Source organism: Acinetobacter sp. SW-226 (assembly GCF_055632855.1).
Genome location: NZ_CM145752.1, coordinates 3,586,751 through 3,601,729 on the forward strand (window position 1 = coordinate 3,586,751; position 14,979 = coordinate 3,601,729).

Annotated in this window: 10 protein-coding genes and 1 pseudogene; 5 read left to right on the plus strand and 6 right to left on the minus strand. The window is 39.7% G+C overall.

Features of this window, described 5'->3' with window-relative positions; translation table 11 throughout:
- Positions 1-11: 11 nt before the first annotated feature.
- The 4 genes from ACZ8ZH_RS17050 to ACZ8ZH_RS17065 all read left to right on the plus strand — a co-directional run bounded on the left by ACZ8ZH_RS17050 (position 12) and on the right by ACZ8ZH_RS17065 (position 2,796).
- Positions 12-1,193 carry a site-specific integrase gene (locus ACZ8ZH_RS17050; RefSeq protein ID WP_119065021.1) on the plus strand — a complete coding sequence of 394 codons (1,182 nt, stop codon included), beginning with the start codon at positions 12-14 and terminating at the stop codon, positions 1,191-1,193.
- Complete coding sequence (locus ACZ8ZH_RS17055) at positions 1,186-1,434, plus strand: hypothetical protein (RefSeq protein WP_004985719.1); 249 nt, start codon at positions 1,186-1,188, stop codon at positions 1,432-1,434. The genes ACZ8ZH_RS17050 and ACZ8ZH_RS17055 overlap by 8 nt, the downstream gene beginning before the upstream one ends.
- Positions 1,435-1,502: 68 nt before the next feature.
- Positions 1,503-2,039 (plus strand): DUF1376 domain-containing protein, encoded by a 537-nt coding sequence (locus ACZ8ZH_RS17060; protein ID WP_026039984.1) that lies wholly within the window; start codon positions 1,503-1,505, stop codon positions 2,037-2,039.
- Positions 2,040-2,049: 10 nt separating this feature from the next.
- Entirely contained in the window at positions 2,050-2,796 is a 747-nt protein-coding gene (locus ACZ8ZH_RS17065; RefSeq protein WP_004985725.1) for an ATP-binding protein, read from the plus strand.
- 896 nt (positions 2,797-3,692) lie between these two features.
- On the opposite strand, the pseudogene ppk1 reads toward ACZ8ZH_RS17065, so the two are convergent.
- Positions 3,693-5,770, minus strand: a pseudogene (gene ppk1 / locus ACZ8ZH_RS17070) (polyphosphate kinase 1).
- Between the two features lie 139 nt (positions 5,771-5,909).
- Between ppk1 and ACZ8ZH_RS17075 the strand changes: the two are divergent.
- Positions 5,910-6,938 (plus strand): IS701 family transposase, encoded by a 1,029-nt coding sequence (locus ACZ8ZH_RS17075; protein WP_086197162.1) that lies wholly within the window; start codon positions 5,910-5,912, stop codon positions 6,936-6,938.
- Positions 6,939-6,988: 50 nt separating this feature from the next.
- Here ACZ8ZH_RS17075 and ACZ8ZH_RS17080 read toward each other — a convergent pair whose 3' ends face one another.
- The 5 genes from ACZ8ZH_RS17080 to ACZ8ZH_RS17100 form a co-directional block, all read right to left on the minus strand.
- On the minus strand, positions 6,989-8,257 hold the full coding sequence (locus ACZ8ZH_RS17080; protein WP_004907087.1) for an MgtC/SapB family protein: 1,269 nt from the start codon (positions 8,255-8,257) through the stop codon (positions 6,989-6,991).
- A 49-nt stretch (positions 8,258-8,306) separates the two neighbouring features.
- A complete protein-coding gene (locus ACZ8ZH_RS17085; RefSeq protein ID WP_004907089.1) occupies positions 8,307-9,899 on the minus strand; it encodes a Na/Pi cotransporter family protein in 1,593 nt (530 codons plus the stop codon).
- Positions 9,900-10,039: 140 nt separating this feature from the next.
- The gene (locus ACZ8ZH_RS17090; protein WP_016165638.1) at positions 10,040-11,164 is read right to left on the minus strand and encodes an ABC transporter permease; all 1,125 of its coding nucleotides are present in this window, start codon (positions 11,162-11,164) and stop codon (positions 10,040-10,042) included.
- A 1-nt stretch (position 11,165) separates the two neighbouring features.
- Positions 11,166-13,922: a ribosome-associated ATPase/putative transporter RbbA gene (gene rbbA / locus ACZ8ZH_RS17095; protein WP_016165639.1), complete on the minus strand. Its 2,757-nt coding sequence runs from the start codon at positions 13,920-13,922 to the stop codon at positions 11,166-11,168.
- Entirely contained in the window at positions 13,919-14,977 is a 1,059-nt protein-coding gene (locus tag ACZ8ZH_RS17100) for an HlyD family secretion protein (protein WP_005137629.1), read from the minus strand. The genes rbbA and ACZ8ZH_RS17100 overlap by 4 nt, the downstream gene beginning before the upstream one ends.
- Positions 14,978-14,979 lie beyond the last annotated feature (2 nt).

The window sequence follows — 14,979 nt, forward strand, 5'->3', positions numbered from 1 at the left end:
AGAACATAATTATGGCTGCTATTGGTACTAGATACGGTAAGTTATGTGTCGATTTTCGATACTTAAGTATCCGTTGCCGTGAAACCACCGCTCTTGAAGACAATGCTCAAAATCGAAAAAAGCTTGAAAAAGCGATTGAACGAATGGAGGCAGAAATCTTATTGGGTATTTTTGACTATGCTAAATACTTTCCAAAAAGTTCTCGTTTGAAAGAAATCAAAAATGCAGAAAACAGAGTAAATGAAATCAGCTCAAAAACACCTCTATTTTCTAAGTTCTGTGAAATCTGGTTCACTGATAAAGAAATAGAATGGCGTACAAGCTACAAGGAAAAAATTCAAATTGTGATCAGAAAGTACTTAATTCCTTTTTTTGGCACAATTCCGGTTATTAATATCAAAAAGTCAGACATTCTTGGATTCCGTTCATCCCTCGCCAAAGTGACTCACGGGAAAAACCAAGAATGCCTTTCACCATCAAGAATCAACCAGATTATGATAGCACTTCGTATGATACTCGATAGTGCTGCCGAACGATATGACTTTGACAGTCCTTATAAGAATATCAAGAACTTAAAGCAAGGGAAAATTGAAGTCACGCCTTTTTCATTAAAGGAAGTACATGCAATCTTGGCCACAGTTCGTGATGATTTTAAGCCTTATTACACTGTTCGGTTTTTCACAGGTATGCGCACCAGTGAAATTGATGGGTTGCAATGGAAAAATGTGGACTTGCAACGTCGGGAAATCCATATTCGTGAAGCCTTGGTGAATGGGGAACTGGGTGGAACCAAAACCTATGGTTCTGACCGCACAATCCAGATGAGTGACCGCGTTTACCAAGCCTTTCTGCAACAGAAAAGCTTAAATAATGGTAAATCAGAGTTTGTTTTCTGCAATCGTGATGGTGGACCTCTCGATTACCGTTTGGTGAATAAACGTGTCTGGCATCCGATCTTGCGCTTTCTAGGATTAAAGCCTAGAAGAGCCTACCAAACACGTCATACAGCAGCAACGCTCTGGCTGTCGGCAGGAGAGAATCCGGAATGGATCGCACGTCAATTGGGACATTCAACGACTGAAATGCTATTCCGGGTCTATAGCCGTTACATCCCCAATGTTACCCGTCGTGATGGCAGTGCATTTGAAGCCATGCTGGAAAAACTAAATACAGAGGAGCTTGCACATGAATAGTAAAGCTTTCTTTGGTGGTGTGGTCGTCAGTCCTGAAGCGGATACGGTCGCTCGTGAATTAATCCATGAGCTACACATTCCCAAACTGCACAATCTGGCGTTTTTGCTGGAGATCAACAAATGCTTCGATGATCACCAGGCGTTAAGACTGTGGCTACAGCGACTGCTGGATGATGGACAAGCCCATTACGATGACCTAGCCCAACAGGCTCGCCTCCGGTTAATGAGCTTAGCTCCCTGATCAAATAAATATACAAGGTCATCTGATTGATGACCTTAGCCCTCTATACCTATAAAAAAGGTGAACACATGCATAAACATATTTCAATTTGGATGCCACTCTATATTGGCGACCTACAGGCGAAATTTGCACGAATGACAGCAGAACAAATTGGTGCGGCACTGCTGTTAATGATGGATTTCTGGAAAAACGGTGCTATTCCTCATGACCTAGCTACGGTATGTAGCATCACAAAATTATCGCAACATACCAAGGCTAAAACTTTGTTGAATACGCTAATAGCCCTGGAATTGTTTGAAATCGAATCTGAGCAAATTCATTCAAGTTTTTTAACCAGTTTAAAAAGCCAGGCATTGCAAAATCAGCAAATGAAATCTGATAAAGCTAAAAATGCAGCTCAAGCACGTTGGGGAAAATCCGCAACTAATGCTCAAGCATCAGCCAAGCAACGAAAAGTAAATGCTCAAGCAGCTCCTGAGAAGAGCCCGAGTATTACTCAAGTCATGCTTGAACCATGCCCTTCATCTTCATCTTCATCTTCATCTTCATCTTCAAATTTTGAAGAAAAAAATGAGAGTTTTTTAGAAAATTCAAAATGGATTTAGGAGAACAATCATGAATACCATGCTTAAAACGCTCCAGTTTCGCGCAGAAACAACAGAAGCACTCTGCCCTACCCATCATATACCCCTGATGGAAATCGCCGGTCACAGGCTTTGCAAATTGTGTGCAAAAGAAATGGTCCATCGCTCACATGCAGCCTATGCAGATGAGCTGCAACAACGGTTGCTGCAACAGAAAATCAAAAACTCAGGGCTCAATAAACGCTACCTGGACCGTGGCTTCAAGAATTATGTAGTTGCATGTCCTGCTCAAGACAATGCCATAAAACTATGTCAGGCTTTTGCACAGCAAATTATTTCTGACCATTATCCAAACCTGCTGCTCATTGGTACACCAGGTACAGGAAAGACTCATCTGAGTGCGTCAATCATTCGCAACATTCTGCATAACAGTACAAAATCTGCACGCTACTATACCAGTGCAGAAATTGCTCAAAAAATGATGGACACCTGGTCAGATGCTTCACGCTCTGAAAAGGAAGTTATCGAGCATTTCTCCAGTTTTGATTTATTGGTGATAGATGAATATGGCCTGCATGACCGACATGAAAAACGCCTGGAGATGGTGCATAAGGTTTTATATAGTCGTTATGACAATATGAAATCTACACTGCTGATTTCCAATTTCACAATCCAAAATATGCAGCGGGATTTAGGTGCCCGATTATGGTCACGGTTACATGAGAACAATTTGATTGTAGTGCCATGTTATTGGGATGATCTAAGATTTAATCAGTAAAATAATTTAGATTTAGAATCTATATAAGTGTAAAACCTATAAGTATTGGTTTTACACTTAATATCAAGATAATTAGAAGTAGTAAGAATTCTCTCCATCCAAATTCAATACCATCTAATTTTCAAATATAACAAAATTAATTTAACAATATCAAAAATTGCTTTTTTAAGAGTTAAATCTATACTACCTTTTATGAAAATTGGTTCATATTTTTTCATCAAATTGAGAAAATAAAAATCGAAAATAACCCTTATCAATTTCAGTTAAATTTTTAAAATCATGTTAAAAAATTACATATTTTTTGTTATTTTCAACATAACTTATAGTATAATTATAATATATAAAACAGCATCTTGTGATAGGAAAATGAAAAAATGAAGCTCACATCTAATAAATTTTTAATTCCCTTTACTCTTATCATTTTAATCAGCAGTTTTTTAATTATTCTCTACCGTATTACTATCAGCTAATACAGAAATTTTTCATATAATGATATGAAAAGAATTTAAAAAATTTAGATCAAATGAAAACCGACATAATTTAGATATATTCAAATTATGTCATTATTGTTTCATCGTACTCATTCGCTATGAAATAAAATAAGCCAAATGAAATATTTTTACCAAGGCAAAAAGATCAACTTCGGCATCTGGACAGGTAAGACTTGATCAAAATATAAAGTACCCAAAAATGTTTATCCTATTTAAATGTGTTAAATCAAAAAACAATGACCATCCAACAACTTAAAATATTATATCTGCCTATAACTTTATTTGACAAAAGGTGGCAAAGTGCTTGCTACTTTAAAATTAGTGGCATTCCACCTGTATCGAAAGATCATAATTTCTTAAATGTTGTTGAATAGGCCTAAAAAGAGTTAACTTTAAGTTAAGCATTTACTTTATAACGCTTAACAAAAAGTGCTGCGCATTATGTGGCTTTTCATTTTCTATGCATGAGTTACGCTTCCAACTACCATCACTTTGTAATAGCCATGCTTGTTGATTATCCATTAAATAATTTTCTAACCCTTGCTGATAAATTCTTTTTTGAGTCTAGTATTTTCAATAGGAAAGCACACTTCAACACGTTTAAATAAATTACGCTCCATCCAGTCAGCACTAGAACAATACACACGTGTATCACCATTATTGTAAAAATAATAGACACGAGTATGCTCAAGAAAACGCCCTACAATTGAGCGAACACGAATATTTTCTGATAAGCCAATTAGGCCTGGACGTAAACAACAAATAGAACGAATGATTAATTCTATTTGCACACCAGCTTGAGAAGCTTCGTATAATTTATTAATCAATTGAACTTCGGTTAGTGCATTGACCTTAATGATAATTTTTGCCGGTTTCCCTGCTTTCGCAAGCACAATCTCGTTTTCAATAAAATTCATCAACTGACTATGCAAAGTAAATGGTGCATGTAGAAGTTTCTTTAACTTCACCATTTTGCCCATACCGGTTAATTCTTGAAAAATACGATGTACATCTTCACACAAATCTTGATTGGTCGTTAATAAACCGTAATCAGTGTAAATTTTGGCATTGCCAGCATGATAATTTCCTGTACCTAAATGTGCGTAGCGCACCAGTTTTTGATTTTCTCGGCGTACCACCAAAATCATTTTGGCATGAGTTTTATAGCCGACAATGCCATATACCACCACGGCACCCGCTTCCTGTAAAACATTGGCAACAGCGATATTGGACTCTTCATCAAACCGTGCCCGTAATTCAATCACTGCGGTGACTTCTTTACCATTTCTTGCCGCCTCAGCCAAAATTTGCACAATTTCTGAATTTGCACCGCTACGGTACAAGGTCTGTTTAATGGCCAAAACATGCGGATCTTGCGCGGCTTCACGTAATAATCGAATTACAGGGGAAAATGATTCAAAAGGATGATGCAATAAAATATCTTGTTTCTGCATCGCACTGAAAATATTTGCAGATTTTTTCAGTATTTTTGGAATCACAGGAGTATGTGGCTCATAGCGTAAATATGGGCGTTTAAAATCCGAGACCAATCGAGCCAAATTAACAGGCCCGTCGACACGATACAATTGATGCGTATCCAAATCGAATTCTTTGAGTAAGTATTCATAAATATGTGTTGGACAATTTTTATTGACCTCCAAACGTACTGCCCGACCAAAACGGCGTGAACTGAGTTCGTCTTTTAAGGCTTCCGCTAAGTCTTCAACATCTTCAGTTAACGTTAAATCTGCATTTCGGGTTACTCTAAATTGATAGCAACCCGTTGCCGTCATTCCCGGAAATAAATCAGACACATGAGTATGAATAATTGAAGAGAGCATCACATGATGCTCTTTGCCTTCGGTCAACTCATCTGGCAAACGCACCACACGTGGCAATGAACGTGGTGCAGGAACCACTGCCAAATCGATCTGACGGCCAAAGGCATCCTTACCTTCCAAAGTCACAATGAAATTAAGTGATTTGTTGACCAAGCGTGGAAAGGGATGCGCAGGATCTAAACTTATTGGTGTTAAGGCTGGTGCAACCTGTTCCTGAAAATATTTTTTGACCCAATTAGATTGTGCTTGAGTTAACTCTCCACGTCTTAAAAAGCTGATGCCTTCTTCTCTTAACTGCGGAAAAATTTGCTCATTTAAAATTTGATATTGGCGTTCAATCGCAGCATGTGCTGTCTCCGAAATTTGATGTAAAATTTCTTGTGGGGATAAACCATCAGCCGTTTGTATGTCTCGCTCTTGAACAAAATGTTCCAACATAGTTGCAACACGAATTTCAAAAAACTCATCTAAATTTCTAGAAAAAATTAATAAAAAATTCAATTTTTCTAAGAGTGGATTTAAAGGATCGACCGCTTGTTCTAAGACACGTAAATTAAAATCTAAAATTGACAACTCGCGATTAATATATCGCTCAACTTGACCATATACCGGGGGGGAGGCTTGTGTAACTACGGAATTCATATACTACCCATATTTCTTAAAAGCAATGCCATTTTTAGTTGGCTAAAAATAAATAGAATTACAAAACAAAAACTTAAATATCATAGGACTTACGCATTGACGGATTCAAAAAAGTATTAAAATACTTTATAAAGTATCTGTGATCAGACGAATTAAACATGCTTCTACAGCAACTTGTACATTACCCATTTATATGGGCTTTCTCATGACAGAACCGAACTCTATTAGCTGCACACAACTTGCCGAGACTTATAATATCTCGCATGATAGTGTAAATCGCTTTCTAGAGCGTGAAGACTACACACCTCACGACCTATATCAAGAATCAATTCAACATATTGATAATAATAAACTTATAGTCAGTATTGATGATACTGTTTTAGATAAACCATATAGTCAACATATGGACTTGGTTAGCTATTTTTGGTCAGGCAAACACCACCGATCCGTCAAGGGTATTAATCTCATTACCTTGTATGCGACAGATCGAAATGGTCAAAATATTCCAATTAATTTCCGAATTTATGACAAATCTGAAAGTAAAACCAAGAATGATTACTTTATGGATATGTTAAGTGAAGTACTCAGTTGGGGTGCAAAGATTCAATTTATTACAGGTGATAGTTGGTATTCATCGACTGGAAATCTAAAAACCATAAGAAAATATGGTATTCGATTTATGTTTGGTATCGACTGTAACCGTAAGGTTTCCCCAGAAAAAGGACAATGGTTTCAACTGCGCTTATTGCCAGATTTCCATCAGGGTCAAGTGATCTGGCTCAAAGATTTTGGCTTTGTACAATTATTTAAGACTCAGTTAAAAGAACAGCAGAGGTTTTATATTGTGCATCAAGATGAAGATGATTTATTGTCCTTTGAAGGTTTTCATGAATTACATTCAAGTCATTGGAAAATAGAGCAATATCACCGGGTGATTAAACAGGTTTGTCATATTGAAAAGTTTCAAGTAAGACGATCTAAACTGATTTTGAATCATATTTTTTCAGCCTTGATGGCCTACGTTGAGATACAAAAGAACCAGTTTGAGCGGATCTTTGAAAATATATATCGTTGGCAGAAGAAATTATTTAGACCAATTATCAAAAACTTCATTGATGACTTTATTCTCGATAAAAATCATCTGCTACCACAGAGAATCTATAAGTAATAGTGCGTAAGTCCTATATCATTCTAAAATATTGAAAATAAATCCTAAATTTACTGAATAACCATCCAAAGTACCGCCATTAAAATCGCCATATGCAGCATTTGTGCGGGGGCAAAATATAGAAAATATTTCCCGCCACCAGTTAAAAATGCATTGATGCTTTTAGAAAATGCATGTGCAGCCAAACCAATCATCATAGCGTAGACCAACGTCATCTGCTGTGGTGTTCCTTGCATCACCACCGTTGCCATGGCGGCATGCACTTCAAATAAAGAAGCGAAGAATGCCCCAATAATCAAACCGCTATCACCCAACACTACATTCAAGCCATATACCGCTGCTTGAATCACTGTCAGTGTTACCACAATGATCAAGGCTTCCTTAATGCTGAACATCCGACTGTCCATATGCGTAATATCATTTTGTGGTGTAGCCTGTTGACCCATCGTCGCTTTGGATGAATGAATTAACATCAAGGCAATGATCAAAAGCACTGCAATGCCAATACTGCAAGGCAACAATAAAACCTTAAACCAAGCAAAATTAATCCCTGCGACAATAATCAGCAGCTGTAACAGGGTCGCAATACAGGAAATTAAGCCTGCACCAGCATTAGATTTGGCTTCTGCTTTGCCTGAACGGACTTCCATGCCCAAACTGGCAATAGTTGCGGTGCTAGAAACAAAACCGGATGCCAAAGATGACAACATCAAGGCTTTATTGTTTGGCAAGAGACGTTTAGCAATATGTGCCAAGGACTGTACGCCTAAAATCATGATCAGCAGTTTTAGAATCACATATGGATTGAGTACTGTGCCCCACATTGCCTGATCCGGCATCAGTGGCAAGGCAATTAAAATCAGTGCCAGTAAAAACAAACCGTCACGCAGTTCAAAATGCTGAATCCAATTGCCAGCAAAATAATGCAATGACTGCTTGCCCATTAAAATCAGACACAACACTACCGCTAACCCTGCAGCAAGCGGCACATTAAACACACATAATGCACCAATCAAATAGGTCATCAAAAATGCCAGTTCAGTGGTCGCACCAATATCCTGTTTTTGTTTAATCAGGCTATAAACACAAAAAGTCGTGACTGAAAATGCACCTAAGATACCTACTGCAAGATGTAGTAAAAAACATACTGCCCCAAGCAAGGCGCAAATGGTAAATGAACGCAGTCCGGCAAAACTGGGTTCACTTTCTTTACGATTATGCCTTTCCCGTTCTAAACCGATTAATAAACCGCAGCCTAATGCAGATACCATGACTCTCAATAATTCTTGAAAGGACAAATCTAGTAATACAGTATTCAATTTCTTAGCCTCAACACAGCTGGATAAAAAATGCGATGAACCACATTCATCAAGACTCCTCTAAAAGACGCTCATACATCACGTTAGAGAAACGATAGCTATGTGCAATTAAGCGATCCATCCAACGCTGTGCAGCTAATAATTCCACCCCTTTGGATGCGCTTAATTGATTTACTTCGGTATATTCCATGACTTTTTTACGCGTTTCGGCACGATGGCTACTGGTCCATTTTTTTAACTGATTTAAATCGGCTCTAAGATTTTCAATGACTGACCGATCTGCTAACTGTTCTATATGTGAAAAGTAACTTTCTAAAATATTGCAATAATCTAGTGCTAACTGAAAAATTGCCGGCTGTGTTCGTAGCAATATGGCATTATCTAAACGCTCTAAATCATTATGTAAGACACGTACATAGACCATTACTCGCAGTAATGATAAGAATTTTTGTTTGAGTGCAGGATGCTCAGGAATCGCTATTTTTTCTAAATACTGCTCAATATGCTGAATAATCTCATTCAGCGTATTCAGCTGCTGCTGTCTAGGTAATGTACCGGTCTGAAAAACCATTTGCAGAATTTTAAAAATCTCAAATATGCTGAAATATACTGCCTTTTCCGCAGCCTCTACTGCAATAGCAGGTACTTGTAAACTAGCATCATCCAGACTGTCTAAAATGGCAGGATTATTACTTGGCAACCATTGGATAATTTTCTGTTCTAAAAATTTCAGACTTGGCATAAATATACATGCCCCCAACACACTGAACGTGGTATGAAACAGCGCGAGCATAATCACCTGATCAATGCTGCTGAAAAATGCACTGTGTTTAATCAACCAAAGAAAAAACGGAGCCAACATGAAAAATGCCACAATCGCACTGATGAGATTAAAAATCACGTTCACAGCAACTGTACGTTTGGCATTGATCGAAGCACCAATCACCGAAATCACGGTAATGCCGACTGCACCAATATTTTGCCCAATCACCATATATAGTGCCTGCGGTAAATCAATTGCACCGCTGACTAAAGCAGCCATAGTCGCTGTAATAGATGCACTAGAGGACTGCAGCAGCATCGCCATAATGATGCCGATCAGCACCAAAACCAATTGTGACCACAAGCTGTCATAACCAAAAAAGGATAAATCTGAGTGTGCAGCAAACCCCGCCATGGCTTTTTGCAAAACATCGATGCCAAAGAAAATCAGACCAAAGCCTGCAATCACAAAACCCAATAAAGCCATTTGACCTTTAGCAATGAGTTTAAGTAGAGCGCCAAAAGCAATCATCGGCAATGCCAACATGGAAATGGAAAATTTCATGCCCAAAAATGCCACAATCCAACCAGTACTGGTTGTGCCGATATTGGCACCAATCACCACACTCATGGCTTGCGTGAAACTAAGTACCCCTGCTCCGACAAAACCAATCGCGGCGACAATTGTTGCTGTAGATGAATGCACCAGCAATGTCATGCCCAAACCTGACAGCATGGCTTTAAACGGTGTTGCCGTAAACCGTGTCAGTAACTCCTTCAAGGTCTGACCTGCAATTTCTTTAAGGCTATCAGTCAGTAACGTCATACCAATTAAAAATAGACCGACACCGCCACATAGTTCAGAGAGAATTTGAAGCACTACATTCCCCTATAAATTTCAAAAAAATTATGCTATTAAATGACATTTATTTAAATCTTGCGCCATTGAATTATTATCAAAGAATAAAAAAAAGCAGGCAGACTATTCAGGGAGTCATCTGCCTGCAAAAGGGAAACTCTTTACGCCATGGTATGAATCGTGTCTTTAAAGCGCTTCCAAGACACATAAAAAAACACTGACGCAATACCTAACAACCATACAAATGATGGCCACACCACATCGAATCCTGCATTACGGTATAAAATGGCCTGAGCCAAAGAGACGAAGTGTGTAGTTGGGGCAATCATCATGACCTGCTGCACAATTTCCGGCATGCTTTCGCGTGGAGTAGATCCGCCTGACAGCATTTGCATTGGAATTAGTACCAGCATCATTAACAAACCAAACTGCGGCATAGATTTTGAAACGGTTGCCATATAAATACCCATCGAAGTGGTTGCAAACAGTGTGAGTAAGGCGCCAAAGAAAAAGAGCGGCAAACTACCATCAATCGGGACATGCAATACACCCTGAATCACGACTTTTAAGCCAACAAATACTGCGATCAATACCACAAGACTCATTGACCAGACTTTGGACATCATGATTTCAAATACCGTTACTGGCATCACCATCAAATGTTCAATGGTGCCATGCTCACGTTCACGAATCAGCGCTGCACCAGTCAGAATAATTGAAAGCATTGCCACGTTATTAATAATCTGCATGACACTCATAAACCATTGATTTTCCAGTGTTGGATTAAAACGGGAGCGTATCGCCAAATCTATAGGCAGATTAGTAACTTCACGGTTACGCAGCACATATTCATTCACTTCAGACTGAATCATCTGCTGAATATAGCCTGCGCCCGACATGGCTTGAATCATACGAGTCGCATCAACATTCACTTGAATCTCTGCACTTTCGCCAGACAATACATCTTGCTGAAAATTGGGTGGAATATTTACTGCAAAAGTAAACTCACCTGCATCCATACCCGCATCCATCGTGCTAAGCGTTGTGGTTTTACTGGTAAAATTCGGAGGATAAAATGTTGAAGAAATCCGTTCCGACAAAGTTGAATGATCCTCATCAATAATCGCAATCGGCGCCATATTCAATGTTTCTTTTACAGCAGTTGATGATGTGTAAACTGATACAGTAAAGGTGTAAATAATTAACACCAACATGATTGGATCGCGCCAGAGACTCCAAAGCTCTTTACAGCCGAGCTGGTAGATATTCTGTAATTTTGTGAACATCTTATTGCTCCTGTTTCTTCAGCAAGGCAATAGCAGCAAACATTACTACCGGAACAGCCATGGCCATGATCCAAATGGCCTGTTTCAAATCATCAAAGCCCAAACCTTTATTAAAAATTCCACGACTGATATTGACCATATGCGTTGCCGGATAAATTTCCCCAAACCAGCGTCCAAACCCATCCAAAGACGATACAGGATTGATAATTCCAGCAAACTGCATAACTGGTATCAAAGTCCCAATCATGACTAAAAACATTGAAGCAATCTGGCTTTTGGTAATAGTAGATGCCAATAGGCCCATACCTGTGGCAAAAATTACAAACAAAAAAGAAGCTAAGGTCAGAGCAAAGAAGCTACCTTTTACAGGTACATCAAATAAAGTAACCATGACCAAACACATAAGGAAATAGTTCAACATTGCCAACAAGATATATGGAATCTGTTTACCAATTAAAAATTCTGTCCGCGTCACTGGTGTGACATACAAATTCACAATCGAACCTAATTCTTTTTCTCGCACCACAGATAAAGCAGTCAACATGGCAGGAATCAACAGTAATAATAAAGGCAATACTGCGGGGGTCATCGCAGGTAAACTTTTAATATCTGGGTTATAGCGGTAACGAGTTTCAACACTCACAGTACTAGATGTTTTATAACCACTTTGTTCCAATGCTTTTTGCATCAGCCAATACGTGTGAATCCCCTGCACATAACCTTGCACAGTTTCTGCACGCTGTGGCATCGCACCATCAATCCACGCAGCGACTTGCACCTGTTCACCACGAGCAACATCACGAGCAAAATTTGGCGGAATTTCTATCGCCAAGGAAATATCCCCACTACGCATACGCTGATCAATATCATCATAGCTTTGCAGCGCTGGCTGTTCGATAAAATAACGCGACCCTGCAATACTCATGCTGTAGTTTTGACTTAAGCTCGTTTGGTCACGATCCAACACAGCGAATTTGAGGTCTTCAACATCCATGGTGATGCCGTAGCCCATGACCAGCAGTAAAATTAATGACCCCATTAAAGCCATGGTGGCGCGAATCGGATCACGCGCCAACTCCAAAGATTCACGCCAGGCAACACTCAATAACCGGCGCAAACTGAATTTTTTTGGCTTGGCATTCAGTTCTTTACTGCCATTTGTTTCAGCAATACTTTTCGCCAAATCATTGGGCTGATCTTTAGTGCCTGCACCAGCATCAATCAAATAACCGATAAAAGCTTCTTCAAGTGTTTCAGCATGGCGGTTTTTTATCAGCTGTGCTGGTGACGCACTGTCAAGCACTCGTCCAGCGTGCATCATTGACATTCGGTCACAGCGCAACGCTTCGTTCATAAAATGAGTTGAAATAAAGATCGTGACCCCATCATTACGCGACAAATTGATTAAATAGCGCCAGAAATTATCACGCGCAATCGGGTCAACCCCAGATGTTGGTTCATCCAGAATTAAAATTTCAGGATTATGCACCAGTGCCACTGCGAGTGATAAACGCTGACGAACCCCCAAGGGCAAATCATCAGGCAGTTTTTCTTTCACATTCTCAAGATCAAAACGCTCGAGCATCAGTTGTACACGCGGCTCAATTTGCTCTTGTGGCACATGAAATAATTTGGCATGCAATACCAAATTCTGCACAATAGTCAGTTCGCTATACAGGGAAAAAGCCTGCGACATATAGCCCACACGACGCCGGGTTTCAATATTGCTGCCTTCAACGGGCTGACCAAACAGCCATGCCTGCCCTTCCGATGCTTCTAAGAGGCCCGTCAGCACTTTCATGGTGGTAGATTTACCGCAGCCATTTGAACCTAGAAAGCCAAAAATCTCACCACGTTTAATTTGAAAATTAACATGATCTACAGCAGTAAAATCTCCGAATTTTACTGTTAAATCTTTCGCTTCAAGTGCAAAGGTATCTGAACCATAATCTGGCAAGGGCGGGATCACGACAGGTTCATAACCGGCTTTTTTTTCTTCTGGCAGCAATTTAATAAATGCATCTTCTAAGCTGATGCTTTGGGTTTGACTGAGCAGCTCCTGCGGTGTGCCAGTTTTTAAAATTTCCCCATCATCCATCATTGCAAGCCAGTCGAAACCTTGTGCCTCATCCATATAAGCAGTAGCAACAATTACACTCATATGTGGACGAACTTTGCGAATACGGTTAATTAATTCCCAAAATTGCGCTCGCGCCAAAGGGTCAACCCCTGTTGTAGGCTCATCTAAAATCAGAAAATCCGGATCATGAATTAAAGAGCAGCATAGACTCAATTTCTGCTTCATCCCGCCAGAAAGTTTTCCTGCTGGGCGATCTAAAAAATTGTATAAACCTGTACTCTTGGTCAGTTCATCAATTCGTTTGCGGCGCTCGATGGCATCATGTCCAAATAACCGGGCCACAAATTGTAAATTTTCTTCAACAGTTAATGTTTTATAGAGGTTTTTTCCTAGACCCTGCGGCATATAGGCAATATATGGGCAGACCTGAATTCGATGATATTTATCTGCAATATCACCACCCAAGACTGTTACTTTCCCCTGCTGCACAATTTTAGCACCTGACAGCAAAGCCAATAAGCTAGATTTACCTACCCCATCTGGACCAATCAAACCAATCATGCAACCTGCAGGTAACGTTAACGACACTTTATTAAGCGCGACTGTTTTTCCATATTTCAGGCTGACATTTTCAATTTCTGCAACAAACGATCCTTTTTCAGATTGTTGTGTCATCATTTAGCTTTTTTCTCTAAAAATGTCGGCCACACTGCCTGATCATCAATTTTGATATATGCCACACCCGGCAAACCTGTTTTGACTTGTTCAATATTATTGTTTAATAAAGTCGGATCAATTTTCGCTTTAACACGGAACATCAATTTTTGGCGTTCGCTTTCAGTTTCCACCGATTTTGGTGTGAACTGTGCAGTATCTGCAACAAATGACACTTTGGCAGGAATCACCACATTTTTCGCGGCATCCAACACAATGCGAACTTCTGTACCAATGGCGATATGCCCTGCGACAGTTTCCGGCAAAAAGAAGGTCATATACACATCAGACAGATCAATCAGATTTAAAACACGTCCACCTGCTGCCACCAATTCACCCGGCTGTGCAACACGGAACTGCACTCTTGCTTTTAATGGAGCACGTAATTGCGCATCATCCATATCAAATTTAATACGTTCAATCGATGCTTTGATTGCATCAACTTGAGAATGAGCCGCTGAAACTTGACTTTTAGAGGCCACGATCGCACCTTGCGCACTTTGCACTTGTGCTTTAGCTGCGCTTAATACCGCTGCTACTTGCTGCGCAGAGGCACGTTCATCATCGAGTTGCTGCTTTGATGAGGCTCCCTCTTTGGCTAAAACCTCAGTACGCGCCAAACGGTTTTTAGCGGCCATCAATTCGGTTTCACGCTGCTGTACCATTGCCTCAGCAGCAGATTTTTCACTAATGCGCATTGACACTTGTGCTTCCGCTGTCGCAATCGCATCCTGGGCTTGACGCTGTTGTGCTTCCAATTCACGCAATTGGGCCTCTAAAGCAGAAATTTTAACCCGCGCCAAGATTTGACCAGGCTCGACAAAGTCACCTTCTTTAACCAAAATTTCTTCTAACTGACCAGATAGCTTACTAGATACGTTAATTTCAGTGGCTTCAATACGTCCATTGCCACTGACTAAGGCATCAGTGTCTGGCTTATTCATATTTTTCCAGATCAGATAAGCGACCAACCCTAAAACAACGATGAACCCAGCAATGGTTATTTTCTTAAAATTCATGT